This is a genomic window from Solidesulfovibrio sp. C21 (assembly GCF_047785625.1).
In the GTDB taxonomy this organism is placed as follows: Bacteria; Desulfobacterota; Desulfovibrionia; order Desulfovibrionales; family Desulfovibrionaceae; genus Solidesulfovibrio.
This window is the reverse complement of sequence record NZ_JBLODY010000011.1, coordinates 42,592-64,836: the sequence shown is the minus strand read 5'-3', so window position 1 is coordinate 64,836 and position 22,245 is coordinate 42,592. Positions and strand designations below refer to the sequence as shown.

Genomic DNA, 22,245 nt, shown 5'->3' with positions numbered 1-22,245 from the left:
CGGACCCCCATCCTAAAGACTTTTAATGGTTACAGCGTGTTGTCGTTTGACCACCCGTAACCGTTAAAAGTTTTGGGGAGGGGAGAGCGCGAGAGGGGAACCCTTTTTTCAAAAAGGGTTCCCCTCTCGCATCCTTCCCCTTTCCGTTCCCTAAGCGAGTTCGTGGTATATCGAAGCGATGTCTTCCGGGCTCGGGCGGCGGGGGTTGACCCGGCTGCTGCCGTTTTCCGCCGCTTCCCGGGCCATGTCGGCCAGATCGCCCGTCGGCACGCCCACGTCGCCCAGGGTGCGCGGCAGGGGCAGTTCGGCGGCCAGTTCCGTCAGGGCGATGGCGGCCTGGCGCGAGGCTTTTCCCAGGTCCATGCCGTCGATGCATCGTCCGAGCGCCACGGCGATACGGGCCATGCGTTGCGGGCAGGCCGGCCGGTTGTAGGCCGCGACATGGGGCAGCAGCATGGCGTTGGCCGCGCCGTGGGGCACGCCGTAGCGCGCGCCCATGGGCCGGGACATGGCGTGGACGAGGCCGACCGAGGCGTTGGAGAAGGCCTGCCCCGCCTGCATCTGGGCATAGAGCATGGCCGCGCGGGCATGCAGGTTGTCCGGGGCGGTCACGGCCAGGGCCAGATTGGTGCCGATGGTCTCGATGGCGGCCAGGGCCAGGGTGTCGGAGAGCGGGGTGGCCAGCTTCGAGACGTAGGCCTCGATGGCGTGGGTCAGGGCGTCCATGCCCGTGGCCGCGGCCACCTTTGGCGGCATGGACGCGGTCAGCTCCGGGTCGAGGATGGCCGCCGCCGGCATGAGCGTTTCGCCGACCAGCAGCAGCTTGTACTTGCGGGCCGTGTCGGTGAGGACGGCGACCCGCGTGACCTCGCTGCCCGTGCCGGCGGTGGTCGGCACGGCGACAAGCGGCGGTCCCTGTTTGAGGCCGGTTGCGCCTTCGAGGTTTGCCAGCGGCCCGGGATTGGCCAGCAGACAGCTGATGGCCTTGGCCGCGTCCATGGCGCTGCCGCCGCCGAGGGCCACGAGCACGTCGCAACCTTTTTCCCTGGCCAGCGCCGCGCCTTCCGTCACCGTATCGAGGCTCGGATCGGATTCCACCCGGGCGAAGGGCACGGCCGCGACCCCGGCCGCCGTCAGCAGGGCGCAGGTCCGCTCCAGTGAGCCGTTTTTGGTCGAGGAGGAGCGGCCGGTCACGACAAGGGCCGTTTTCCCCAGGCGCGCGGCTTCCCGGCCGACGTGTTCCAGGGCGCGAGGACCGAATTGGAGGCGGGGCGGGGTGCAAAAAAGACGGGTGGTCGTCATGACGTTTCCTCCGTGGCCGCGTTCGGGCCGACGGTTATGGGCAGGGGCAGTTCCATGATGAAGGTGCTGCCGCGGCCGAGTTCGGATTCGGCCCAGATGTGGCCCTTGTAGTGTTCGACGATCTGGCGGCAGATGGCCAGTCCCAGGCCCGTGCCCTTGCGGCGGCGGCCTTCCTCCATCGTGTCGCCGGCCTGGGCCTGGTGGAACTTGTCGAAGATTTTTTCCAGGGACTCCCGGGGCACGCCCTGGCCGGAATCGGCCACCTCCACCCGCAGCATGCCGTCCCGCCGGAAAGCCCGCAGCCGCACATGGCCTTCGTCCGTGAACTTGGCGGCATTGCCGAGCAGGTTGACCAGCACCTGGCTTAAGCGATCGGGGTCGATCAAAAGCGCGGGCAGGTCCGGGGCCAGTTCCATGGAAAAGGCCACCTCCGGCTTGGCCTCGAAGTCGGCGCTGACGGCGTCGGCGGCCCGGGTGATGATCGCGGCCGGGATGACGGCGGCGTCGCGCCACTGGGCCCGGCCGGCCTCGATCTTGGACAGGTCGAGGAAGTCGTTTATCAGCCGGGTGAGGCGTTCGCCCTCGCTTTCGATGATGGCCAGGTTGGCGGTGATGCGCTCCGCCTGGCGGCGCAGGCGGTCGCTGCGTCCGTCACCCTGGGCGAAGGGGGCGAAGAAGCGGTTGAAGTCGCGGGCGATGAGCTTGGCGAAACCCATGATGGAGGTCAGCGGGGTGCGCAGGTCGTGGGAGACCGTGGCCAGAAATCCCGATTTGAGCCGGTCGAGTTCGGTCAGGCGCGCGTTGGCGGCCTCCAGTTCCGCCGCCTTTTCGGCCAGCCGGCCGGTGCGTTCCCTGACGGCCTCGCGCAGGTGGCGGTTGAGGATCTCCAGCCGCCGCTCGGCCCGGAGCCGGGCCGTGACGTCGGACAGGGTGCCTTCGGTATAAAGCGGGTTGCCGGAAGCGTCGCGCACCAGCCGGGTGTTGAGGCGCACCCAGATGGTCTGCCCGTCGCGACGCAGGAAGCGTACCAACAAGTCGGTCACGCTGCCCTCGCTCACCAGACGGCTCAGCATGTCGCGGCGCTCCTCGGGGTTGTGGAAAAGCTGTCGGCCGACGTCGGTGATGTCGTCCATGAGCGCCTTTGGCGAATCGTAGCCGAGCATGCCGGCCATGGCGGCGTTGGCCGAGAGGATGCGGCCGTCGAACGTGGTCTGGAAGATGCCCTCGGTGGCGTTCTCGAAAATGTCGCGGTAATTGCGCTGGGCGGCCGACAGACGCTGGACCGTGGACTGCATGGTGCGCCCGAGGCTTTGCAGTTCGAAACGCAGGTCCGCCAGTTCCGCCGGGTCGCCGGGGGCGTCGTCTCCGAGGCTGACCCGGGCGGCGTAGCGCTCCAGGCGCGACAGCGGCTGGATGATCCGCCAGCGCACGACCACGGCCAGGGCCAGGGCCAGGGCGGCATTGAGCCCCAGGATGCGCAGGAGGATGCGCAGCAGTGAACGGTGCAGGTCTTGCGCGACGAAGCGGCGGGTGGCGAACAGCTCCAGTGTGCCGAGGCGGGTGTTTTCGTAATGGATTTCGCGCCGCTCCCCGATGACGTCGGACAGGGCCGGCCGTTCGGTCAGGGCGGTGGGCTTCCAGTCGCGGTCCCGGGTGCGGCCGATGGAGATGCCCTTGTTACCTTGTTCGGTCACCACGACCGCGGCGATGCGTTCGTTGCGCATGACGCCGTCGACGAGGCGGGCGGCGTGGTCTTTTTCGAGATACCACAGGGGCATGGCCAGGTTGTCGGCGAGTTGGCCGGCGATGGCCGACAGGTCGTAGCGCAGTTCCGTGTCCAGGCGCTGCTTTTCGCCGGCATAATCCAGCATGCCGAAAGCGGCCAGAAGCAGGGTGTTGACGCACACGACCGTAAGCAATACCGCGCCGCCAACAGAGCGTGTCAGGGAGAAACGGGCGGAGGTCATGCCGTCGGGATTCCCGGTGGGGTTGGGGTCGCGCCGCCTTGAGGCCAAGGTTCGCTGTCATACGGAGGCTGGGCGACGCTACCATCGCCTCCGGCAAATGGAAAGGGCGGGTCGGGTAAAATCCTTGCGTGGACCGCAAGGCGGGGATATCGGTTATGCACCCATTCTATGTTCATAGCCCTGGCATGTTGGCCTGATTCGCAACCGACAATTGTCCATGAAATCTTTCCCGTCATCCCAAGTGAAGTGCCGGTGCCATGCCCTCGTAATTCACCCGTCAGGGCGTTGAGCAAACAGGTCCCATAGGCGCGAGGAATCTCCACGCCGGTCAGGTCTACCGGCCCAAGCATCGGCTCCACCGACACCCCCGTTTTCCACCCCATGCCTGCCAACTCCATCAGGTGCGGCATGCGCTCATCCGCCCGGGGCTGATCTTCGACGGTAGTCATGAGGATCGTGTTCGGGAGTGGGTACAGCCCGTTGGCGAATCCCCAATCCTTGTATTCGCCGGCCAGCCGGCCATATTCATCCCACTCCCCGGAGCAGTGGCCGCCTACGGCCTCCGAAAAGTACACGTCGGGATTGTCCATGATGATCACGCCGTCGTTGGCCGTCGCCCACCGCCTGATCATGGCCGTGGGCGGCTCCTGGCTGAAATAGGACCACATGCGTTCCGGGCGCTTGGTCAGGATGATGAACTGATGGCGCGCCTGCCTTTCCAGGTGTGCATTGGCCAGGATGATCCCAAAGACTTCATCTAAAAACCAATCCGGCACTGCCTCGTGGAACAAGTCCGTCATGGACCCGATGAAGATGCGGCGCGGTCGCTGCCAGCGGAGCGCCTGAAGCATCCTCTCGGAACGCAGGTTGACTTTGCCCGTCCACTTGCCATCCTTATGCGTCCCATCGGTCAAGGCCCCGAGCCTGCCCGCCATCCTGGCCGCGTAGCAATGGTCGCAGGCCGGCGACACGGGCGAGCAGCCGTAGGCCGGATTGATCGTGGCATCACACCACTGGATTTTTGATTTGTCGGCCATGGCTACACATCACCCCGTTCGATCTGTTCCACCAAGTTCCAAAGCCCATCGAAGACGACGCAGTAGCCCATGCTTCGAAGGTCTTTCACGACGTTGTAGCAAAACAAACACATCTTGCTTTCAAACATGCCTTCGCTGGTGACACCGACAAACTTTTGATAGTTTTCGCCAGAACGGATTTCCTTGCCGCACTCACTGCACTTGTGCGCCTTTCTGGCCGTGATGACTTTGCTGCTCAGGATGTCCAGATTCTCGCCTTCGCATGCACATGCACCCATGGTCGTTCTCCTTCTCGTGTCCCTGCGTCATTTCCTGGCCCTCGCAGGACAGGCCAGGTCGGAGGCGGGTGCTAAATACGGTCCCAGGTAGCCATTTTGACGACTTCGCCCGTGACGCCAGGGGAAAGAACTTCCTTGCCGAGCAGGCCATAAGTGTCGCCGTCAATCATCTGGTACGCGTGTTCTTCCACGGCTTGGCCGGCTATCTCTTCAGCCTGCTGCTGGGGGGCCTTGTCGTCGTCCACTGTGATTTCGACCTCTGCCGAGTACCGATACCGATAGGTGTGGATTGCCATGGTCAGATTATCCCCCGGTCTTCGGCCAACCACTCGGGCATCTCGACGGTGATGAGCTTCCCCCTGGTGGCGTCCTCGGGCCATTCGATTTGGCTTTTGGGCAGGGTTATTTCCCTGCCGCAGTACTCGATGATGATGGCCTCGTTGGTTTCGGTCCGAAACTCCAGGTCCTCCACCGAAATCATGTCCTTGCGCGCCACGACTACCCCTCCTCAACCTCGTCATCGCTCTCCGACGACTTCACTACCGACATCATCCTCTGGACAATGGATGCGACACCGGAACCGTCATAGAGGCCGTCTTTTCTCACTGGCGGGTCGAACTCAAATTCAACAGAAACGGTTGAATCGTTCTGTTCGCCCCTGATAACGATGGTGCATTTCAGGTCTCTCATGGCTACGCCGCCTTTTTGGCGGCCGTGGCCTTCCCGCTGGCCAGCTTGACCTTAACCTGGTTGTCGCCGGTCCCCAGGGTGAGTTCCTTGACACCCTTGGAACGCAGGAGATCGCCAAAGGCTTCGCCGTCGGCCTTGCCGAACATCTCCTGCAGGGGGTCCGGCTCAGGCTCCTGGAGCTTGAGTTGAAAGGCCTGGGCCGACTCGCGCCGGGTGACAACGGTGCCGTCCGAGGCCAGCGTCAACCGGCCGCCCGTGGCTTGAGCCGGCATCTCAGGTGAGACCTCGGCCAACACAATCATGGAGTCCATGTCGTTGGGATCGGGGGTGCAGCCGAGCTTGATCTTGACGGCGCTCTTGTACTTGTCCATGAGCCGGGACTTCATGTCATAGGCCACGGTCTGCAACGCCTCGGCGATGGCCTTGACGGTCATGCCCTTGTCGATCTCGATGAGCATGAGCAGGTTCTTCGCCGTACAGGCCAAATCGGGCGGCAGGTTGGCCTTTTTGAGGTCGTCCAGGAGCTCGCCCATCTCGTCGGCATAGGCCGTGACCTCGGCCGTAAGCTCAGCGTTTCGGGCCAGGAGCACGTCCCGGGCCCTGGCCTTCTCCGCGCGATCCATGACGCTGTCGCGCCAGAAGGCCAGGGCCACGTCCTGCTCATAAGGGACGGGAGCGTGGACGCCGGCGGCGAAGGTGGCCAGGGTCAGGTCCACGGGTTCGGCCTGGCTGTTGTCGGTAGCCGCGGCTTCGACATGGGCCGGCGAGGGCTTGGCTGCGACGGATCCCCCATCGGCCAGCTTTCGGGCCTTGGTCTTCGGCGGCACGGAGTGCAGCGGCGGGGCCTGGTGCTCGATGTTGGGCAAGTTCGGTTCGGGCATAGGGAATCTCCTCTTGTTGATTTTGGGCTTGGATGCCGGCCGGGCGGAGGGGGATTCCCGGCCGGGACCAAACCTCGACCGGGGGAAGGTCGAGAGGGGGCCTATTTTTCTTGGTTCCGCTTGCTGTTTTCAAAGCAGCGGTCACAGACGGCGATGGAATAGAGCTTATCCGCCGGGTTCGGGTTCTTGATGCTGGTGAGGTGGTCCGCCTCGGCTTTGCAGAGATAGCAACGCAGGGGTTCGGTCATGGGGGTAGGCTCCTTCCCGTTCAGGCGTTCTTCCCGTCCGTGGACGGGCACAGGCCGTTTTGGTCGCAAGCCGCGCACTCAACGGACAGCCTGACCGTAGCGCCGTTGTTGGGGCACTCGAATGATTCTTCATGGGGTTCGGCCGGCTGTTCCTGGGCGTCGGCCGCCATCTTTTGGGCTTGTTCGCACTGGCTGTAGCTCCAGTCCTTGGAATAGGCGCCGAAGCTTTTTTCGATGGCAGCGAGGTCCAATCCCGCGTCGGTGACAGCTTTCGCGGCCCCATCCCGCATGGCGGTCGTGGCCCGGGGCTTCTTCTGGCCGTTGGTGGCGGCGGGAGCGGTACCCTGGGGATGATCATCTTGGCCCTGTGCGGCACGCTTCAGGATGTCGGCGGTATGGTCGGCGGGGGTGGCTTCAGGGAGAGAATAGCCACCGTTGGCAGGCTCTAGCTCGTAGACGTCCCGGTTCTCTTCCTCGGTTTGCAGCCCCATCAGTTTTTCTGGGGCATAGAGCCGTCCGAACAGGGTGGCGGCTCGGTAGCGAAGCATCAGGTCGGGCATGGTCTGCCACTTCGAACCCTTCTTGGTGAGCCAACCTTCCTTGGCGGCCATTTCGATGGAGATAGGCGGGCTCTCCAGACGTTCCCCGGTCTCCTTCTCAATGGCCCAGGCGATGCAGGTCCGGTCCTGGATTTCGATGTTTTCCTTCTTCTCCTGCTTCTGTTTGTTGACCCAATTCACCGTCGTGACTTGGACCGTCTTGTTCACCGGTTCGCTGATCCGAAACCGCAACGGAGAGAAACGGCCCGTGGTGTTCAGGGCAGCGATGATGAATTGCGAAGACCAGGAAGGCCGGCCTTCGACCACATACAGGTTTTGCATGATCATAATCGGATCGGCTTCCAACCGCTGGGCCATATTGAGGGCGATGACGCAGTTTGAAAGGGCGGCTTCGTTTTCGACGAGAGGACCGAATTTGTCGTTCTTGTTTTTGATCCATTTCCGGTAGGCCTCCGGGACCAACGTGGAGTTGGCCAGCAGGCTGGCTGCCCGTTGCAGCATAGCGAAGCCGGCAGCGTTGCCGAACCCAAGGACAACGTCAGGGGAAGCTGCGGCAGATTCCTTTTTCAGGTCGGGCAGAGTCTCGCTCATATCCTCATCTCCTTGCGTGCCCAAGCGGGCAGGGTGATTTGCACAATATCGTCGGCGTAGGCCGGCCAATGATTTTCAGCACGGCAACTGGCCAGTGTTTCAAGGTTGCGGCGATAGGCCGCGCGCCCTTCCGCCACGTCTTTCGCCTGGAGCTGGTGGACACAACAGGCGAACGGAGCTTCCTTCTCGAAGGCGATGAAGAGGAATGTATCGGCGAATCCGCCGGCAGCCGCGTAGCCATCCAGGTAAAAGGCCTGCTGGACGTGATACCTGTGCTCGGCCACAGCCCGCTCAAATCCTCTCGGGCTGGCATCCCTGGCGCTTTTCAAATCCACGATGACGCCGCCACCCAAAACGAGGTCAGGCCGGCAGCGGCAGGAAATACCGGTTGCGGGATGGTCTTTGTCTCCTTGATCCGTCCAGAATGCGGAAACTTCTGGGGTGCCCCGGCAGGAAAGGAGCCCTCCGGCCGTGGGGTGGGACAGGACCGACTCCTGGATATGCCGCAGGGTCTCCATATCCTCGGTGGTCACGATCTCCATGCCGGCGTGCATCCGGCAGAAATCTTCCCACTCCGCTTTGCCTTTATTGGTGCGCCGGTTGATTTCCGGGGACAGGACCGTCTCTGCCGCAAAGCGATCCGGCTCCAAGATGGCGAGATGGCACAGCCGGCCGAACCTCTTGGCCTCGGTGTCCTTGTCCTGGCCGGAGATGTAAGCGCGAAAGTGGGCCGGGCTCCTTTCCAGGCGATCCAGGCCGGACTTGGAAACGGCGTGATGCGCATGGTAATCGTCGTGGGAAAGCCCCTGGACGATGCCGCGCTCGGGAATGGCAGTCATACCGCCTGCTCCCGGGACCTCCCCATGTGCAGGTAGCAGGCGACAACGGCCATCTGGAGAGCATTGCGCATTTCTGCCGGCGCGAGACGCTTAAACTTCTCGATGTCGGTCCGGTCTTGCTCAGTGAGCCGGGCGAGGACTGCCGTATGCTCGGGGGCGATGCTGGTGGGGATGGCGTTCATGCCGCCTTCTCCCGCAACTCCTGCTCGAGCCGCAGTTCGCGCGCCATGGAACCGGCCAGCATGACTTCCAATCCCTTACGCCGGGGCCAGGGGTCGCCGTGCTGCACCTGTCCGAAGGCCGCCGCGGCCAGACCTGCGATTTCGGCCAGGGCGTTGCTCATGGCCTCGCCGCCGCCCTCGAACTCGTCAGCGATGTTCAGAACTATGCCCATGGCGACATAGAGCGCGGCCACTCTCCCGGGCACGTCGGCGTCCGTGGTGGCGTAGTCCATGTTGAGAAGGTCGCGGAGAGCGCGCATGTAGACCATGGCCGAAAGCTGCGGCAGGGCCGGGACGATCCGAAAGTCTTTTCCCGCCAGCGGCATGGTGGAGTTTTCCGTGTGGAACTGCGCCGCAAACTTAGCGTGGTACTTCACGATGTCTTCTTCGTGAGTGGCCGTAAATTCGGGCACGAACTGGCCGGGTAACTTCGGTGTCTGAAATTCATACAGCATGGCTTATCTCCCTCCCCACATGCCGACCTCGGATGGCAAGCCGACATATTGACTATTGGTGCTTCCGCGCATGGGCGCGGAAATAAAAAAGGCGGCCACAACGACCGCCGCGATAATCGCCAGCCCCGCAAACGCGTGTTTTATGTCGTGCATGCCACCTCCTGAAAATATAAGGGCCACTCTATAGAGCGACCCTAAGTGTTGCGGCCCATCCGCAGGTAGTCTTCATCAAGCCACGACTATGGCCGACGCATAGACAACTATTTAGCTACTTCATCGTCCTCATTGGTATAAATGGGAGTTCTCGTGTGGTGCGGAATGGTTATCGTGGTCCCCGCAGGAACGATGACGACCTCGAACGCGTCGCCGAGCTGAGCGCGTAGAGCCTCCAGAAGTTCCCGTGTCGTGGATTTTGATTTTTGTTTGGAAAGAGGAGCAGGTGTAGCGTTAATCTTGCTAGTAGGTGTTTCCTGGTTATGACCCTCAACCAGATAGGGGGATTCAGCCTCACCTAGTATCCAGGACGGATTCGCGCCATAACGCCTGTACAACGTAACGAGCCAACCGTCGGGGATTACCTGCCGTCGTTTAGCGTCGGATATGCTGGACTGTTTGATGCCTAGGATATTTCCCAGTTCCGTTTGCGTCCGGCTCCCCGTAATGCTCTGGATCCGTTCCATAGCTATCTCAAAATCCATGGCGTCCTCGCTAGGTTTTGTGAACTGTCCATAGTTATGAGTCGGACAATTTCGGCTAAAGTTAATAGGTGATACACGGAGGTATTGATTCAGTCGAGTTTCAACGCGATGTCCCAAGTACTACCAATTGTGGCACCGCGTTGAATCCCGATCGGGGCCGACTCGTGTCGGCCCCGGCATAATGGCTTCCCCGGCCATCTCGGGGCCCCTGCGCTCGCCGGCTCACGCGGTTGTGCGCTGCTCTCGCTGCGTAAGGGGCCAAGTTGTCAAAGACCTAGCCTGTAAGGATTCCTTACAAGTTCAGTTCTTCAATTAGTCTTAATACCTGCCTTCCCCGCGCCTTTTGCGTCCTTCCGTCCCTTTGGGAGCGTCCCGCCTCTGGCTGGGCTCGTCATCCCGGTTATCCGGCTCTTGGCATCTGGCTTGGTTCCGGCCCGCCCACCCGTTCGCTACTGGCTCCGGCCAGATTGGCGCGGTGCGTTCGGTTCGTGGTGGGCGTCGTTGATGCAAATAATAGACGTAAGTCTAAAATTGTCAACAATGGATAGATACAAATCTAGTATACTGAAAATGTGGGATAAAATCGCGTATGATTGAGCGCTGTCGGGAAGCTATGAGCCAGATTGACGAGCGATGGACGGGATAGGGAGAGTGTTCGGGTGGATGTGTATCCATCCGTAGCGTTGGCTGCTGAGGACGGGGCGCTTTCAAACAGAGCGTCTAGTCATACCACTATAATGCCGAGGGGTTAGCATGAATAGTTGTTCAAAAAAATTGATTTGTTCAATATGAAATAAGAATTGCTAATGATGTATAAAAACTACTGATTTGATTTCCCAAGGGCATGAACATAAACAATCCCCATCAACGGGCGATGCAACCTTAGGGAGAGGTAATACTATGGAAGCGATAACTAATGAACATCGCGTATTAACGCATATGATTCAAAAGCTTAAGAATATTTCTCCGTATTCATCTAATAACTATGAATTAACTAAGATAGCAGGGTCATCAATAAGTACAGGGTATCTAGACGGTAAACAGGTAAAAAGGATAATATTTTACTTGAGAGGGATAGGATGCTCGTGGTGTAAACTAGATTATGGAGGTTGCTCCATGTGTGGCCATTTCCACGGCACAACAAAAGGGGATCTCATGCCAGAAGGATATCACCTTCAGCAGTTCAAAAGTGCCTATGGAAAATATGATTTTAAAGAATATCCGATTGTGTGTATTTATAACGCTGGATCATTGTTGAGCCGCGAAGAAATACGTGACTATGATTTCTCGGAAATATTAAAGATTATTGATTCCAATAGTAAAATAAAACATGTCATCATAGAAAGTAGGCCTGAATTTGTTACAGAAGAATCAATGAGTGTGGTGCAAAATTTATTGAAGAATACATCTGTTGAAATAGGGATCGGTCTTGAGTCAAGTTCTGAAGTGGTTCGTGACCTTTGTATAAACAAAGGGTTCTCATTTGAAGATTATGCTCGTGCAGCAATAATTGTTAAAAAAAATAAATTTAAGTTGTTGACATATATAACAGTAAAACCACTTTTCCTGACAATAAACGAATCAATTGCTGATGTAATATCGAGTTTGAAAAAGATAAATGGGCTGACTGATGTTGTTTCGCTGGAGCCGACAAGTATACAAAAGTGGACGTTGGTAGATTATTTTTATTCAGAAGGAATTTACCAAATACCAAGTGGGTGGATGCTGAGAGATATCGTAATTGAAGCGAAAAATTTAATTAAAAAACTTGACTTTGAATTGCGTATTGGTGGGTTTGAATTTTACCCAACACCGAAGCTTTATGTTAGCAATTGCTATCGGTGTAATGGCGACTTGTATCAAGCAATAAATAATTTTAATGTTCACAAAAGTATCGAAGATATTTTAAACTTAGAGTGTGAATGTAGGAGTATATATGAAACAGAAAAACAGAATGAGTTGGCTTCGTTTCGAGACGCAAGTCTGCCTAGTAGGATATCAGAGATAATCGCGGAGAAGTTGCTGTCAAAGTATCGAATGTAAGTGAAAGGTAATTATCCTAACGTAATGTTGTGATAATTACAAAAAAATCAGATGGAGGTTCCCATGTCCCAGGCTGAATATCTCATCCCGTTTATCGTTAAGTTTATGGAGCCAATAATTTCCCGGGAACAAAAAATGACGTTATTGCGTTTTCGATATGAAAATGGAGTGGAGGGCTGTATTGGTATACGTGACGAAGCTGTCGAGACGTTGCGGCGTGCTCTTGAAAAAATAACAGAAAAGAATACCGACATGGAAGAGGTTGGATGAATCATATATTAATGGGTTAGCAGTTCACGTGATTTTATTTGGATTTCAGAAGTGAATTGCTTTAAATAATTGAAGTCAATATTCCAGCAATGCCAGTAAAGGTTGACGTCGATATATACACCTGGAAAAATGTCAACAAGTTCACCGTTTTTAAAATATTTATCCGCTTGCATATTAGGAACCGCGCCATAACCCAATCCAGATAAGACGGCGTCGAGTAAGCGCTCTGGTGAGGGCATGTAATGAGTGTTAAATTCTGGTGGAATCTTTTGAAAAATATTTTTGAACAATTTATAGTGGAGGTTATCTTTTGTGTTAAACATTACCGTTGGAGCGTCTGCGGCGCTGGCATAACTGACACCATTCCCAAACCATTTTTGGCAAAAGTTTTTATTTGCAGCAAAACTATATTGCATACTTCCTAGGTAATGATACGAGCATCCCTGAATAAGTTCATTGCTTGCGCTAATGCATCCAACTACCTCGCCATCTTTAAGTAACTTACGAGTTTCATCTTGATCGTCAACGATTATATTGATTAACACATTGTTTTCAATTGTAAATTCGCTGATAATGTCGTAAAACCACGTTGCCAGACTGTCAGCATTAACGCCGACAGTAAGCACTGTGTATTTATTTTTTGCACCGGAGAGTACATTAGATAGTACTTCATTCTCTAGGCACTTAACTTGCTTGTAGTGTTTAAAAAGCTGTCTACCTGCAGAGGTGGCCCTGGGGGGGGATGTCCTTACAATAAGGACTTGTCCCATATAGTCTTCGAGTTGTTTAATACGTTGCGAGACAGCAGATTGAGAAATGAATAATGATTTTGCAGCCTTTTCGAAGCCGCCACAATCAAGGACTAGACCAAATGCCTCTAGCAAATTGTTGTCTAGCATTTATTGCATCCTTATATTTTAAAGAAGGGACATATTAAATGGGAACATATTATCTGCCTATCGGCGTAGTTGTCTTGTCAAATGTCCTTTATCACGTATTCCAAAAGTCAATACCACAGCAATTTAACCCGTTTATTTCACTTATTATAACTTACATTACGGCTATATTTTTTTCTTTAGCTTTATTCCCATTTTATCCATCAAATACACCGCTCATTTGGCAGCTAAAACTATCAATTTGGCCAAGTATCGCTTTGGGGTTCGCAGTTGTTGGCCTAGAGGTTGGGTTTTTACTTGCCTACAGATTGGGTTGGAATATAAATGTTGCTTCAATTGTGTCTAATATAACCGTCGCAGTTTGCCTTCTTCCAATAGGGTTCTTGATTTATAAGGAGAGTTTTACAAGACTTAATTTTTTCGGAGTTCTACTTTGTATTATTGGTTTGATATTAGTTAATAGGTAAATTGCAGTGTCGCTTTAATCCTTGCGCCCATTATTGACGCACCCGCGCCTTCATTATTCCTTCTTTAGTAAATGCGATTGGTTGGACTTCAACCATCTGCCCAATCCCAAGGCTTTGCCGCCCCTCTATCCGCATAGTAAACCAGAAATCCTTACCCTCCTGCTGGAACCCGAATGTGTGGTCGTTGATCACCTCAACTACACGTCCATGCATCCATGGCCGGGTAGGCTTTTGGTGCGGACCAAAGAGAGCCACCGCCGCGATCACGGCAAACGCAAAAAGCCACACGCGTCCGAGTATACGCCAACGGGCTTTCAATAGACCTCCAGTCTGCTCTACTGTAGCCCCTGTTTTGCGCATGGTTCCGCGACAAACGGGTTGTGGTTGCCCTGTATTGACTCTATTCGCTTTGCCCGTGTGCACTCCCATTGAGTAATGGGGTACATTTTATCCCAGGCGTCCATTAGCTTGTTTTGAGCTTTACTCATTTTATAGCGTGGGTACGCCCACTGCATGTATTTATATGTCCTGGCGATTCTTCCGCGTGCATTTGCAGGGGGCTCAACCTTATTTCCCTCAATCTTCATGGGACAGGAGCCAAAACTTGATGCGGTGGATGGCAACATGGTGAAGTTAAAATTGCTCCGTTCTGCATTAACACAACCTATTGCCGGGTAAAGATTGTACATGTCGCTTTGCATGTATCTATATTCCATGCTCACCTTAGATGCGCAGTTTCGCCCTTTAAATTCTTTCCCTTTATTATCCACGCACTGAGGATCGCCATCACGCCATTCTGTAAATGTCCTCCCAAAATTTTCAGCTGGGACAACATGTTCCCATTCTATCCTGCCACACCGCTTGACATGCTTATCCGTATGAAATCCTGATGGGAGAGCAACATTCTTTCTTTCGTCATACTCAGCACCACAATATATCGTTTGACGGTGATCGTAGTAGATTTTTTGCTCGAGAAGTTTCTTTGTTTTGTTGAACGAGTCAATTTGAGTGTTGCCATTACCGACGGCCCATGCGGGGATTGAAAGAGCAAGAATCGCTAAAAGCAGTGTAAAAATTCGCATATAAGTTCCTGGCATCGCTTTTATTTCACGTGATGCTGTTCGCGATAAGCCTTGACCATCTTGTCAGTGACATCTTTTGGGTAGCAGAGCGGCGACCGACCGCCCGGCCGGCTGTATGCACTTCGCCCCCCACAACGCCGTCCATTGCGCATGGTGTTGTAGGGGCAGGGGCAGTTGCCAGGGTAAGACTGAAGCGACTCTTTGATGATCATATCGCGGACCTGCTGGTCCGTGACGGCAAAGGAAGATGCGGGGATTAAAACCAAGGCCAGCACAAGAAGAAGACTCTTCATGACCATGCTCCGGTTTAATATGTTTTACTTTTCCTCTTTAAAGCTCTTTTCCTGCCCATAAAATTTTACCTAAAATTGCAAAGTCATCTTGCCCTGCAAAAGGGACATGGACATCTTTGTGTTTTTTACGTTCGTTATCACCTGCAAAAAGATGCTCATCTGGTGTTTTTTTGTATCTTTTTATGTAAAGTTCTCCTCTCCATCTGATGGCGTATACCTTGTATTCAATTAGTTTTTTTGCATCATCGCTTTCATCGATAAGTACAATGTCTCCGTCATCTATTGTGGGAGACATAGAGTCGTCAAAAACACTCATTACCTTCAAATTATTAGGATTAGCTCCCTTACTTGCTATCCAGTGTCTCAAGAATGCGAGTGACCCTTCAATCTCACCACTTGTTTCAAGAGAACCTCCACCAGCTGCCAGTTTGGTCCTTGCCTTAGGTATAAAAACATATTTTGTCTCATCTGGCTCATCGTCCTCAATAATTCGCAATCCACATGCATCTGCCAGCCGACCCAATGCTTCAAACTTGGGGAGGGTTTCTTTTTTTAGCATTCGACCCAAGCCGGTCTTGTCATAATCAGCAGCCTCGGCAAGGCGCGAGTCTATGCCCCCAAAGCGCTCTTTATGGGCCTTTTTGATGGCCGCAAGTAGGTCTCGTGTAAATCCCATATTGTCACTTCAGCAGAAAGGTAGACAATTGTCTATGGACGTATATCTAGTGATCGCATTGACAATTTAGATATGTGTCTACATAATTACCCCCATGAACACCCGGATTGTCACCCAAGAAGACCTTGTGCGGTATTTTTCGACCCCCGGGGCTCCTGCCGCCAGCCACTTAGCTGAGGCCGCCGGGGTGGCTGTTCAGTCCATCACACGGCCGTGGAAAGGGGAACGAGGACGCTTCCGGTGTGGCGTTGATGTCAGCGCTAAAATCGGGAAATTCGTTCTTGACGGCCATCCCCTCCCATCTGCGCCTTCTTCTGAACCTCAGCACCCCGAGGAGGCTGCGTGATGGCTCATCATCCGCTGCCCTGCCACTGCGTCCTCTGCGGCGGCGATCCGCCAGGGGTGCGAATCGTCCACACGCTCATCATCTGCCGGCCCTGCATGGAGCGCCCCGGGGCAAGCTACCCGGACACGTGCTCATACTGCCGCCAGGAAGCCGTCTGCCATCACTGGCCGAGCCTGCGCGGGGCTGGCGGCCTACCCATTTGTGAAACGTGCCGGGTCAAATTTCTGGCTCAAATACAAGAAGCAACGGCGGCTTGACCGACTAGGAGACCACCATGACCGACCATCAATTCGAGTGCCACATGCAAATGCTGTCCGCCATCCTCGAAGAGTTACAGAGGATTTGGGGCCTGCTGGAAGTGCAACAAGCCCCCAAAGATAAGAAAAATATCAAAGATTCAACGAACGCTATGAGCGGCGTTGAATACGCCGAACGGAATCAATAAATACCAAGCTTAGACTGAATAGCCTTCAGCATATTGAAATTGTCGATAGCGATAGCGGTTCCTTGAATTATGACACAAGTATCCTCGGAATTAAATTTACAGTCTCGCTTTGGGCAATCCATTTGCCGGCCGGTTGAGTGCGTCGTGTTTTCGTTCGGATAGAATGGGCATTTTTTGAACATTTCGTCTTTCCTCTCGGTTTGGGTTTGGGTCGCACCAATCCAATACCGAGGGGAGGGGCGGAAATAAAGGGCAGCAAATGAGTGTTTCGTCTTGGGAGTCCTTCGATACTCCGGCCAATGTCGGCCGCGCGTTATGGGCACTCATTCTGGACCATCTTTCCGCACGGCCCCGTCGCCTGGATCGCCTGGCCCTGCCATCGGGAGTGCCGGACGCCACTGGATGCTGCATCGCCCACCAAACCGTGACAGCGCATAGCGGATCATCTCGGCCCGGGCACTTTCAACCTGCGTCGCGGCCGGAAATGTTCGGCGGCGCCAGATGACAAAGCTCATGCCCACCAAGCGCAATGTGAGCTTCAGCGCCTTGTCCCCCTTACGCCTCCGAATGGACACGTGCAGGTGCAGCATCTCCACGTCAGGCATCGGAGCCGTACGGGGCCGGCATGTCGCAACGGGACCACGGAAGTTGCCGTATTGCCTCCTGGAGAGAGGGCAGGGCGGTCGCTTCGATGCCGATGTAGGACTGTACTCCGGTTTCGGCCACGTAGTGCAGCAGAGCCACACCATCGTGGTGGCTGAAAATCGGGTCAAGAAATTTTGTCACGACGATGCTTGGCCGAGAGCATCCAATTATTTCCAGCCCATCCAGCACTTGGTGCAAGCTGTCAACAATGGTTACAGGAAAGCGGAGGCCTATGACGCCTTCCGTCGTTGTAGCCTGCACAAAAAATTCCCGACCATTTTTGGCCACAAGGCTGTCAAACTGGATAAATTTTAACTCTTTCATCGCAATTCCCGGAGGTAGTTATGGGTTTGTTCAGTAAGTTTTTTCGCAAAAATGATGAAGCGATAAATTTGGACCTCATTCCTGAGGTCACAATTGACGATGTCACAGAAATCGAAATGCCGCACGGCGCATTTCGAAGGAAAGGACAGAAATCTGAAATGGTGCGCGTCACCATGACTATGAACCAAAAGACGTTTGAAGAGCTGCGCCGCATGTGCGCACAGCTCAACGTCAATGCTTCACAGACGATGCGCGCCGCCTTTCATCATTCCAAACCTTCATTTTGGACTCATCCTGATATGATTCCGTTATTCGATGAAGATTTGGATTGAGCAATACTATTCGAGATGTGATTTGTAAGAAATTAAGGGCGGTTAGCGATGGAGAGTATGAATCAAAAAGGGGCGAGTGGACGCGGACGAGGAGCACGTACGCTTCCTCCGTGCCCTGGCTGCGGCGTGGCGCTGACATGGTCAATCCCGGAGCCAGGCAAGCTCCGGCTTGGCTGCGCCTGTCATTCTATCGATTTCGACACGTCAACTGCGTCTCTCGATGACGTCGCTGCCCTCAAGATCGCGGCGGAAGAAATCCTTCGCGGGGAGTATGCCAAGGTGATGGCTATGGCGGCCGTGATGGTACCGGGACAGGAGGTGAGGCAGTAATGCTTGACCTCCTTGGCTTCCTTCCCGACCAATCCCTTACCCTGGCCACCTTCTTTTCCGGTGGCGGTCTTGCGGATGCTGGTTTCGAGGAAGCCGGCTTTAGAGTGGTCTTTGCCTGCGAGATTGATCGGCAGGCCCGGGCCGTTCATCGCCGCCATTTTCCCAACGCTATCATGCGGCACGACATCAAGGAGGTGCGTGGCTGTGACGTCCCGCCAGTTGACGTTCTTTTCTTCGGCTCCCCCTGCCAAGACCTGTCCGTCGCGGGAAAGCGCGTCGGGCTTGAAGGGGTTCGAAGCGGTCTCTTTTTTGAGGCGATGCGGATCGTTGACGAAATGGCTGCGCCGCCTCCTGTCATCATCTGGGAAAATGTCAGCGGAGCCTTGTCGAGTCGAAGTGGACGGGATTTTGGAACCGTGCTCCGGGAAATGGCTCGGCGGTGGAGCGGGATCGCTTACCGAGTTCTGGACCTTCAGTTCTTCGGAGTGCCCCAGAGACGCCGTCGCGTCTACGTTGTCGGACATTCTGGAGGCTGGGAGCGTGCCGCCGCGATACTTTTTGAGCCCGAAGGCCTGCGCTGGAATCCTCCGACGCGCCCAGAGGCGGGGCAAAACGCTGCCAGCCCAGTTACGGCAGGCGCTCGGAAGTGTGATCGCGGGGACGGGAACGATAACCTCGTTGCTGGACCTCTCGGGGGACGAAGCGACCGGGGAGGATGGAACGACGATTTTGAGCGCAGCGGCGCATTCATCCCCATCGCCTTCGGTGGGAACAACACGTCCGGCCCCATAGACGTTGCCACACGCCTAGGCTGTAACGAGACTGGCAGCGGCTACCGGCTCGACTTTGAGAGCGACACGCTGGTCACGGGAACGCTTTGCCCTGGCTCCAAGGCTGCGGGTTCTGCCACCCAACAGGACGCGGAACAGGGGCTGCTTGTTGCCCATGCCCTTCGCGGCGAGGGCTTCGACGCCTCCGAGGACGGCACGGGACGCGGCACTCCGCTGGTGCCAATAGCTTTTCCCGCAAGACTTTCCGGCACGCAATGCGCCAAAGCCGTCGATCTATCCCCGGCCCTTGGCGCGTCAAACCCAGTTGCTGTTTCCCTGCGCGGACGCAACGGCGGCGGCACGGCGGAACTGTCCGGGGACCGCTGCCCATCCATGCGCGCCAGCAAGGGCGGAGGCGACAAGCCGTATGTCCTGACGCATAGGGCCGTACGTCGACTCATGCCCGTGGAGTGCGAGAGGCTTACCCGTCCCTTTTCGCCAACGTGCGTCGCCGGGTGGCCCTCAACATGAAGCGGGGGTTTTGCAGCGAGACAGCGCAATACCTGCTGACCATGGCGGGCGTGATGTCGCCCCAGGCCGAGGCCATGACCCCCGGAGAACTGCGGCAGGCGCTTGGCCATGAGGTCACTTTGGCCGCGTACACGGCCGATTGCGAATCGGTCGAAGTCGGGGGCGTCGCATGAGTGACCTGGACGTCGAACGGCTAGCCGACGCCCTGGCCGAGAAGCTCCAGGGCGGGAAATGCGGTCAGCAGGCCGCATGCTGTGCGAAGTGCAGTCTTACCCCGGAGGAGCATGCCGAGCAGCACCGTGCCATGTCCGGTGCGCTCAAAATGCGGTCGGTGGTGGTGGTCAAGATACTGGAATGGGGCGCCGTCGCCATCGTTGCGTGGGTCGCCATGCGAATGGGGTGGGTCGGCACTCCCCGACCGTAGCAGCAACGCCAAAACCTCGCGGCGGCTGTCCCGGATCGTCGGGACCAACCCCCGGCCGCCGATATGCCCCGCACGCCAAATCAGTCGGGGTGAACGGATAAACGGACGCCTTGCAATGGGCACAGAGCCCGACCGGGGGAATCCGAGCGTTAAGCCCCGGGATATAAATCAACGATCCTCGGGTGACGCACGGCAGGTCCGATAAATCGCGAGGCATAGGCACAGGCAGGATCAGGGCTTTTTTCTTTGCTTCGGGGGAGAGGTGCACGTGATGAGCGGGAAGAGGAGCGGCTTGAACAAAAAGCAGACACGTTTCGTTGAGGAGTACATTGTGGACCTCAACGCCACGCAAGCCGCTATTCGCGCCGGTTACAGCCAGAAGACCGCCTATCGGATCGGTCACGACCTCCTTCAAAAAACGTCAGTTTCCGAAGCGATACAGGCGGCTATGGCCGAGCGGTCCGAGCGGACCCAAATCACGGCCGATGGCGTTCTTCAGGAGCTCGCCCGGCTTGCCTTCTCGGACATCCGCAAGGTGACGACGTTTGGGGCTGCTGGCGTCACGATCAAGGAGTCTGCCGAGATCGACGACGCCACGGCCGCGGCCATTTCCGAGGTCAGCGAGACCACCACGCAGTTCGGGGGCTCCCGCAAGGTCAAGCTGCACGACAAGGTGAAGGCCCTGGAACTGGCCGGTCGTCACCTGGGCCTGTTCGAGAAGGACAAGGGCCCGGGTGCCGCAGTCCTGAACTTCATTTCCATGTGCCCCGAACCGGCCCCACTGCCGGATGAGTTCAAGCCCCCGGTGGAGGATGGCCAGGGCTCCCAGGACGGCCAGGGATGAACGTCCAGGCCGAATACCGCCCCCTGCCGAAGCAAGCGGCGCTCCACGCCAGCCCGGCAAATGAGATTCTGTACGGCGGGGCCGCCGGCCCGGGCAAAAGCCACGCCTTGCGCATGGAGGGCCTGCACTGGTGCATGCGCATCCCGGGCCTTAACGTCTACCTGTTCCGCCGCACGTTCCCCGAGCTCGAGAAAAACCACATCCTGCCATCCCAAGCCCATTTCCCCATGGGCGTCGGCGTCTTCAAGAGCCAGGCCAAGCGGTGGGACTTCGTCAACGGCTCCAAGCTTTTCTTTGCCTCCTGCCAGTATGAGCAGGACGTTTTCGCGTTCCAGGGGGCGGAAATCCACCTGTTGCTCATTGATGAACTGACCACGTTCACGGAGTTCCAGTACGACTACCTGCGCGGCCGTCTGCGCTGCGCCCTGGTCATCCCCGAGCAGTACCGCCACAAAATCCCCGGCATCGTCTGTGCCTCGAACCCCGGCGGCGTAGGGCATGCCTTCGCGAAGCGGCGATGGGTGGATTTCGTCAAGCCGATGCAGCTCAAAATGGCCGCCCCGGAAGAGGGCGGCATGCTGCGCACCTACATCCCCGGGCTGCTCCAGGACAACCCGATCCTCATGCAGCGTGACCCGGGATATCTGGCGCGCCTGGATGCCCTCCCGGAGCCGTACCGCACGGCCTACAAAGACGGCAATTGGGACATCTTTATTGGCCAGGCCTTCGAGTTCAGCCGGGATCGGCACGTGGTCAAGCCCATGCCGATCCCGGAGCATGCGCCGCTCTATATGACGTTCGATTGGGGCTATGGCGCGCCGTTCGCCCTGGGCTGGTGGTGGGAGGATGCCGACGGTCGGCTTTATCGGTTCGGGGAGTGGTACGGATGGAACGGCACGCCCAACCAGGGCCTGCGCCTCGTGGATACCGAGCTTGCCCGGGGCATCCTGCAGCGGGAAGAGCGGTGGGGCCTGAGGGGGCGGCCCATCGTCCGTTTGGCTGGGCCGGACTGCTTTTCCAAGAAGCCGGATTACAAGGGCGGTGGCCAGGGGCCGAGCACGGCCGAGGAGTTCGCCAAGGAGGGGGTTGACCTGACCCCGGGTGACCCTTCGCGCGTGAATAAAATCCGTCGTTTCCGGGAACGGCTGACGCTGCCCAAAGACGGCAGCGCGCCCATGCTCCTGGTCTACGAGTCCTGCGAACAGTTCATTCGTACCATCCCCTTGCTGCAAATCAACCCCCTGAACGTCGAGGACATCGACAGCACGGGCGAGGATCACATCTACGACGAGGCGTGTCACGTCTGCATGCTGCGTGCTCCGGCAGGCGACGGCCTGACGGCCGGGGCCAATTGGGGGCGCAAATCATGACCGACAGTGCGACGACAGCAATGCGTCTGGCCGGGCTGGGCGTCTACGCCAACGTGGCCGAGGACGGGACCCTCTGCTTTGTCTCGGACAAGACGTATCGCCAGTGCGCCGGGTGCGGCACGGTATTTTCTGTCCCGGGCTATCTGATGGGGCTTGTCGGGGTGGGTAAATGCCCGTTTTGCGGTTGCGACAAAACCATTCCGTTGAAGGAGGTACAATGAACGTCCAGGGTTCTGCGACATTCCATAATGTACCACCTATCCCGGAGGAATGTGATGGTGTTGATTACTCGCCCTTCCGTCATGCAGGAAAATGTCCGAGATGTGGAAAGTGGGTGAAGGCTCACACGACCAAGCCACCGGAAGGGAAATGGCGGACGCGGTATCATCG

General features: G+C 56.7%; 33 protein-coding genes. 12 read left to right on the top strand and 21 right to left on the bottom strand.

Annotated elements, in window-relative coordinates; translation table 11 throughout:
* Nucleotides 1-150: 150 nt before the first annotated feature.
* The 15 genes from ACMZ6R_RS05955 to ACMZ6R_RS05885 all read right to left on the bottom strand — a co-directional run bounded on the left by ACMZ6R_RS05955 (nt 151) and on the right by ACMZ6R_RS05885 (nt 9,767).
* Nucleotides 151-1,302, bottom strand: a complete 1,152-nt coding sequence (locus tag ACMZ6R_RS05955) for an iron-containing alcohol dehydrogenase (protein WP_416109967.1) — start codon at nt 1,300-1,302, stop codon at nt 151-153.
* On the bottom strand, nt 1,299-3,269 hold the full coding sequence (locus ACMZ6R_RS05950) for an ATP-binding protein (RefSeq protein ID WP_416109966.1): 1,971 nt from the start codon (nt 3,267-3,269) through the stop codon (nt 1,299-1,301). The genes ACMZ6R_RS05955 and ACMZ6R_RS05950 overlap by 4 nt, the downstream gene beginning before the upstream one ends.
* Nucleotides 3,266-4,306 carry a DUF5131 family protein gene (locus ACMZ6R_RS05945; protein WP_416109965.1) on the bottom strand — a complete coding sequence of 347 codons (1,041 nt, stop codon included), beginning with the start codon at nt 4,304-4,306 and terminating at the stop codon, nt 3,266-3,268. Before ACMZ6R_RS05945 ends, ACMZ6R_RS05950 begins: the two co-directional genes overlap by 4 nt.
* A gap of 2 nt (nt 4,307-4,308) precedes the next feature.
* Nucleotides 4,309-4,584 (bottom strand): hypothetical protein, encoded by a 276-nt coding sequence (locus ACMZ6R_RS05940; RefSeq protein WP_416109964.1) that lies wholly within the window; start codon nt 4,582-4,584, stop codon nt 4,309-4,311.
* Between the two features lie 71 nt (nt 4,585-4,655).
* Complete coding sequence (locus ACMZ6R_RS05935; RefSeq protein ID WP_416109963.1) at nt 4,656-4,880, bottom strand: hypothetical protein; 225 nt, start codon at nt 4,878-4,880, stop codon at nt 4,656-4,658.
* 2 nt (nt 4,881-4,882) lie between these two features.
* On the bottom strand, nt 4,883-5,080 hold the full coding sequence (locus ACMZ6R_RS05930; RefSeq protein ID WP_416109962.1) for a hypothetical protein: 198 nt from the start codon (nt 5,078-5,080) through the stop codon (nt 4,883-4,885).
* 2 nt (nt 5,081-5,082) lie between these two features.
* On the bottom strand, nt 5,083-5,274 hold the full coding sequence (locus ACMZ6R_RS05925) for a hypothetical protein (protein WP_416109961.1): 192 nt from the start codon (nt 5,272-5,274) through the stop codon (nt 5,083-5,085).
* 2 nt (nt 5,275-5,276) lie between these two features.
* Nucleotides 5,277-6,155, bottom strand: a complete 879-nt coding sequence (locus ACMZ6R_RS05920) for a hypothetical protein (RefSeq protein ID WP_416109960.1) — start codon at nt 6,153-6,155, stop codon at nt 5,277-5,279.
* Nucleotides 6,156-6,256: 101 nt separating this feature from the next.
* A complete protein-coding gene (locus tag ACMZ6R_RS05915) occupies nt 6,257-6,403 on the bottom strand; it encodes a hypothetical protein (RefSeq protein WP_416109959.1) in 147 nt (48 codons plus the stop codon).
* A 20-nt stretch (nt 6,404-6,423) separates the two neighbouring features.
* Nucleotides 6,424-7,554, bottom strand: a complete 1,131-nt coding sequence (locus tag ACMZ6R_RS05910; RefSeq protein ID WP_416109958.1) for a hypothetical protein — start codon at nt 7,552-7,554, stop codon at nt 6,424-6,426.
* Nucleotides 7,551-8,393: a PD-(D/E)XK nuclease-like domain-containing protein gene (locus tag ACMZ6R_RS05905; protein WP_416109957.1), complete on the bottom strand. Its 843-nt coding sequence runs from the start codon at nt 8,391-8,393 to the stop codon at nt 7,551-7,553. Before ACMZ6R_RS05905 ends, ACMZ6R_RS05910 begins: the two co-directional genes overlap by 4 nt.
* Nucleotides 8,390-8,575 carry a hypothetical protein gene (locus ACMZ6R_RS05900; RefSeq protein WP_416109956.1) on the bottom strand — a complete coding sequence of 62 codons (186 nt, stop codon included), beginning with the start codon at nt 8,573-8,575 and terminating at the stop codon, nt 8,390-8,392. Before ACMZ6R_RS05900 ends, ACMZ6R_RS05905 begins: the two co-directional genes overlap by 4 nt.
* Nucleotides 8,572-9,069, bottom strand: a complete 498-nt coding sequence (locus tag ACMZ6R_RS05895) for a hypothetical protein (RefSeq protein ID WP_416109955.1) — start codon at nt 9,067-9,069, stop codon at nt 8,572-8,574. Before ACMZ6R_RS05895 ends, ACMZ6R_RS05900 begins: the two co-directional genes overlap by 4 nt.
* Nucleotides 9,070-9,072: 3 nt before the next feature.
* Entirely contained in the window at nt 9,073-9,222 is a 150-nt protein-coding gene (locus ACMZ6R_RS05890; protein ID WP_416109954.1) for a hypothetical protein, read from the bottom strand.
* Nucleotides 9,223-9,329: 107 nt separating this feature from the next.
* The gene (locus tag ACMZ6R_RS05885) at nt 9,330-9,767 is read right to left on the bottom strand and encodes a helix-turn-helix domain-containing protein (protein WP_416109953.1); all 438 of its coding nucleotides are present in this window, start codon (nt 9,765-9,767) and stop codon (nt 9,330-9,332) included.
* Between the two features lie 900 nt (nt 9,768-10,667).
* Between ACMZ6R_RS05885 and ACMZ6R_RS05880 the strand changes: the two genes are divergently transcribed.
* Both ACMZ6R_RS05880 and ACMZ6R_RS05875 read left to right on the top strand, forming a co-directional pair.
* A complete protein-coding gene (locus ACMZ6R_RS05880; RefSeq protein ID WP_416109952.1) occupies nt 10,668-11,810 on the top strand; it encodes a radical SAM protein in 1,143 nt (380 codons plus the stop codon).
* A 63-nt stretch (nt 11,811-11,873) separates the two neighbouring features.
* Nucleotides 11,874-12,080, top strand: a complete 207-nt coding sequence (locus ACMZ6R_RS05875) for a hypothetical protein (RefSeq protein WP_416109951.1) — start codon at nt 11,874-11,876, stop codon at nt 12,078-12,080.
* Nucleotides 12,081-12,088: 8 nt separating this feature from the next.
* Here ACMZ6R_RS05875 and ACMZ6R_RS05870 read toward each other — a convergent pair whose 3' ends face one another.
* The gene (locus ACMZ6R_RS05870; RefSeq protein WP_416109950.1) at nt 12,089-12,979 is read right to left on the bottom strand and encodes a LysR family transcriptional regulator ArgP; all 891 of its coding nucleotides are present in this window, start codon (nt 12,977-12,979) and stop codon (nt 12,089-12,091) included.
* Between the two features lie 38 nt (nt 12,980-13,017).
* Here ACMZ6R_RS05870 and ACMZ6R_RS05865 point away from each other — a divergent pair, with 38 nt between their 5' ends.
* Nucleotides 13,018-13,443 (top strand): EamA family transporter, encoded by a 426-nt coding sequence (locus ACMZ6R_RS05865; RefSeq protein ID WP_416109949.1) that lies wholly within the window; start codon nt 13,018-13,020, stop codon nt 13,441-13,443.
* A 30-nt stretch (nt 13,444-13,473) separates the two neighbouring features.
* Here the strand turns inward: ACMZ6R_RS05865 and ACMZ6R_RS05860 are convergent, their stop codons facing one another.
* The 4 genes from ACMZ6R_RS05860 to ACMZ6R_RS05845 are packed head-to-tail and all read right to left on the bottom strand — an operon-like array spanning nt 13,474 to nt 15,494.
* Complete coding sequence (locus ACMZ6R_RS05860; RefSeq protein WP_416109948.1) at nt 13,474-13,761, bottom strand: hypothetical protein; 288 nt, start codon at nt 13,759-13,761, stop codon at nt 13,474-13,476.
* Between the two features lie 17 nt (nt 13,762-13,778).
* Nucleotides 13,779-14,525, bottom strand: a complete 747-nt coding sequence (locus tag ACMZ6R_RS05855; protein ID WP_416109947.1) for an endonuclease — start codon at nt 14,523-14,525, stop codon at nt 13,779-13,781.
* A 20-nt stretch (nt 14,526-14,545) separates the two neighbouring features.
* On the bottom strand, nt 14,546-14,818 hold the full coding sequence (locus ACMZ6R_RS05850) for a hypothetical protein (RefSeq protein WP_416109946.1): 273 nt from the start codon (nt 14,816-14,818) through the stop codon (nt 14,546-14,548).
* A 37-nt stretch (nt 14,819-14,855) separates the two neighbouring features.
* On the bottom strand, nt 14,856-15,494 hold the full coding sequence (locus tag ACMZ6R_RS05845) for a S24 family peptidase (RefSeq protein WP_416109945.1): 639 nt from the start codon (nt 15,492-15,494) through the stop codon (nt 14,856-14,858).
* Nucleotides 15,495-15,839: 345 nt separating this feature from the next.
* Between ACMZ6R_RS05845 and ACMZ6R_RS05840 the strand changes: the two genes are divergently transcribed.
* A complete protein-coding gene (locus tag ACMZ6R_RS05840) occupies nt 15,840-16,097 on the top strand; it encodes a hypothetical protein (RefSeq protein ID WP_416109944.1) in 258 nt (85 codons plus the stop codon).
* Between the two features lie 17 nt (nt 16,098-16,114).
* A complete protein-coding gene (locus tag ACMZ6R_RS05835; protein ID WP_416109943.1) occupies nt 16,115-16,285 on the top strand; it encodes a hypothetical protein in 171 nt (56 codons plus the stop codon).
* 597 nt (nt 16,286-16,882) lie between these two features.
* Here ACMZ6R_RS05835 and ACMZ6R_RS05830 read toward each other — a convergent pair.
* Nucleotides 16,883-17,254 carry a hypothetical protein gene (locus ACMZ6R_RS05830; RefSeq protein ID WP_416109942.1) on the bottom strand — a complete coding sequence of 124 codons (372 nt, stop codon included), beginning with the start codon at nt 17,252-17,254 and terminating at the stop codon, nt 16,883-16,885.
* Between the two features lie 20 nt (nt 17,255-17,274).
* On the opposite strand from ACMZ6R_RS05830, the gene ACMZ6R_RS05825 reads away from it, so the two are divergent.
* The 7 genes from ACMZ6R_RS05825 (at nt 17,275) to ACMZ6R_RS05795 (ending at nt 22,076) form a co-directional block, all read left to right on the top strand.
* Nucleotides 17,275-17,586 carry a hypothetical protein gene (locus ACMZ6R_RS05825; protein ID WP_416109941.1) on the top strand — a complete coding sequence of 104 codons (312 nt, stop codon included), beginning with the start codon at nt 17,275-17,277 and terminating at the stop codon, nt 17,584-17,586.
* 329 nt (nt 17,587-17,915) lie between these two features.
* Nucleotides 17,916-19,217 carry a DNA cytosine methyltransferase gene (locus tag ACMZ6R_RS05820; protein ID WP_416109940.1) on the top strand — a complete coding sequence of 434 codons (1,302 nt, stop codon included), beginning with the start codon at nt 17,916-17,918 and terminating at the stop codon, nt 19,215-19,217.
* A complete protein-coding gene (locus tag ACMZ6R_RS05815; RefSeq protein WP_416109982.1) occupies nt 19,157-19,390 on the top strand; it encodes a hypothetical protein in 234 nt (77 codons plus the stop codon). The genes ACMZ6R_RS05820 and ACMZ6R_RS05815 overlap by 61 nt, the downstream gene beginning before the upstream one ends.
* The gene (locus ACMZ6R_RS05810; protein ID WP_416109939.1) at nt 19,387-19,641 is read left to right on the top strand and encodes a hypothetical protein; all 255 of its coding nucleotides are present in this window, start codon (nt 19,387-19,389) and stop codon (nt 19,639-19,641) included. The genes ACMZ6R_RS05815 and ACMZ6R_RS05810 overlap by 4 nt, the downstream gene beginning before the upstream one ends.
* Nucleotides 19,642-19,933: 292 nt before the next feature.
* The gene (locus ACMZ6R_RS05805) at nt 19,934-20,485 is read left to right on the top strand and encodes a terminase small subunit (protein ID WP_416109938.1); all 552 of its coding nucleotides are present in this window, start codon (nt 19,934-19,936) and stop codon (nt 20,483-20,485) included.
* Nucleotides 20,482-21,855: a terminase large subunit domain-containing protein gene (locus tag ACMZ6R_RS05800; protein ID WP_416109937.1), complete on the top strand. Its 1,374-nt coding sequence runs from the start codon at nt 20,482-20,484 to the stop codon at nt 21,853-21,855. Before ACMZ6R_RS05805 ends, ACMZ6R_RS05800 begins: the two co-directional genes overlap by 4 nt.
* Nucleotides 21,852-22,076, top strand: a complete 225-nt coding sequence (locus tag ACMZ6R_RS05795) for a hypothetical protein (protein ID WP_416109936.1) — start codon at nt 21,852-21,854, stop codon at nt 22,074-22,076. Before ACMZ6R_RS05800 ends, ACMZ6R_RS05795 begins: the two co-directional genes overlap by 4 nt.
* Nucleotides 22,077-22,245: the final 169 nt, after the last annotated feature.

Bases quoted from the DNA above. Each gene is read 5' to 3' on its own strand.
- ACMZ6R_RS05955 (WP_416109967.1), bottom strand. From the start codon at position 1,302: ATGACGACCACCCGTCTTTTTTGCACCCCGCCCCGCCTCCAATTCGGT.
- ACMZ6R_RS05950 (WP_416109966.1), bottom strand. From the start codon at position 3,269: ATGACCTCCGCCCGTTTCTCCCTGACACGCTCTGTTGGCGGCGCGGTA.
- ACMZ6R_RS05945 (WP_416109965.1), bottom strand. From the start codon at position 4,306: ATGGCCGACAAATCAAAAATCCAGTGGTGTGATGCCACGATCAATCCG.
- ACMZ6R_RS05940 (WP_416109964.1), bottom strand. From the start codon at position 4,584: ATGGGTGCATGTGCATGCGAAGGCGAGAATCTGGACATCCTGAGCAGC.
- ACMZ6R_RS05935 (WP_416109963.1), bottom strand. From the start codon at position 4,880: ATGGCAATCCACACCTATCGGTATCGGTACTCGGCAGAGGTCGAAATC.
- ACMZ6R_RS05925 (WP_416109961.1), bottom strand. From the start codon at position 5,274: ATGAGAGACCTGAAATGCACCATCGTTATCAGGGGCGAACAGAACGAT.
- ACMZ6R_RS05920 (WP_416109960.1), bottom strand. From the start codon at position 6,155: ATGCCCGAACCGAACTTGCCCAACATCGAGCACCAGGCCCCGCCGCTG.
- ACMZ6R_RS05915 (WP_416109959.1), bottom strand. From the start codon at position 6,403: ATGACCGAACCCCTGCGTTGCTATCTCTGCAAAGCCGAGGCGGACCAC.
- ACMZ6R_RS05910 (WP_416109958.1), bottom strand. From the start codon at position 7,554: ATGAGCGAGACTCTGCCCGACCTGAAAAAGGAATCTGCCGCAGCTTCC.
- ACMZ6R_RS05905 (WP_416109957.1), bottom strand. From the start codon at position 8,393: ATGACTGCCATTCCCGAGCGCGGCATCGTCCAGGGGCTTTCCCACGAC.
- ACMZ6R_RS05900 (WP_416109956.1), bottom strand. From the start codon at position 8,575: ATGAACGCCATCCCCACCAGCATCGCCCCCGAGCATACGGCAGTCCTC.
- ACMZ6R_RS05895 (WP_416109955.1), bottom strand. From the start codon at position 9,069: ATGCTGTATGAATTTCAGACACCGAAGTTACCCGGCCAGTTCGTGCCC.
- ACMZ6R_RS05890 (WP_416109954.1), bottom strand. From the start codon at position 9,222: ATGCACGACATAAAACACGCGTTTGCGGGGCTGGCGATTATCGCGGCG.
- ACMZ6R_RS05885 (WP_416109953.1), bottom strand. From the start codon at position 9,767: ATGGATTTTGAGATAGCTATGGAACGGATCCAGAGCATTACGGGGAGC.
- ACMZ6R_RS05880 (WP_416109952.1), top strand. From the start codon at position 10,668: ATGGAAGCGATAACTAATGAACATCGCGTATTAACGCATATGATTCAA.
- ACMZ6R_RS05875 (WP_416109951.1), top strand. From the start codon at position 11,874: ATGTCCCAGGCTGAATATCTCATCCCGTTTATCGTTAAGTTTATGGAG.
- ACMZ6R_RS05870 (WP_416109950.1), bottom strand. From the start codon at position 12,979: ATGCTAGACAACAATTTGCTAGAGGCATTTGGTCTAGTCCTTGATTGT.
- ACMZ6R_RS05865 (WP_416109949.1), top strand. From the start codon at position 13,018: ATGGGAACATATTATCTGCCTATCGGCGTAGTTGTCTTGTCAAATGTC.
- ACMZ6R_RS05855 (WP_416109947.1), bottom strand. From the start codon at position 14,525: ATGCGAATTTTTACACTGCTTTTAGCGATTCTTGCTCTTTCAATCCCC.
- ACMZ6R_RS05850 (WP_416109946.1), bottom strand. From the start codon at position 14,818: ATGAAGAGTCTTCTTCTTGTGCTGGCCTTGGTTTTAATCCCCGCATCT.
- ACMZ6R_RS05845 (WP_416109945.1), bottom strand. From the start codon at position 15,494: ATGGGATTTACACGAGACCTACTTGCGGCCATCAAAAAGGCCCATAAA.
- ACMZ6R_RS05840 (WP_416109944.1), top strand. From the start codon at position 15,840: ATGGCTCATCATCCGCTGCCCTGCCACTGCGTCCTCTGCGGCGGCGAT.
- ACMZ6R_RS05835 (WP_416109943.1), top strand. From the start codon at position 16,115: ATGACCGACCATCAATTCGAGTGCCACATGCAAATGCTGTCCGCCATC.
- ACMZ6R_RS05830 (WP_416109942.1), bottom strand. From the start codon at position 17,254: ATGAAAGAGTTAAAATTTATCCAGTTTGACAGCCTTGTGGCCAAAAAT.
- ACMZ6R_RS05825 (WP_416109941.1), top strand. From the start codon at position 17,275: ATGGGTTTGTTCAGTAAGTTTTTTCGCAAAAATGATGAAGCGATAAAT.
- ACMZ6R_RS05820 (WP_416109940.1), top strand. From the start codon at position 17,916: ATGCTTGACCTCCTTGGCTTCCTTCCCGACCAATCCCTTACCCTGGCC.
- ACMZ6R_RS05810 (WP_416109939.1), top strand. From the start codon at position 19,387: ATGAGTGACCTGGACGTCGAACGGCTAGCCGACGCCCTGGCCGAGAAG.
- ACMZ6R_RS05800 (WP_416109937.1), top strand. From the start codon at position 20,482: ATGAACGTCCAGGCCGAATACCGCCCCCTGCCGAAGCAAGCGGCGCTC.
- ACMZ6R_RS05795 (WP_416109936.1), top strand. From the start codon at position 21,852: ATGACCGACAGTGCGACGACAGCAATGCGTCTGGCCGGGCTGGGCGTC.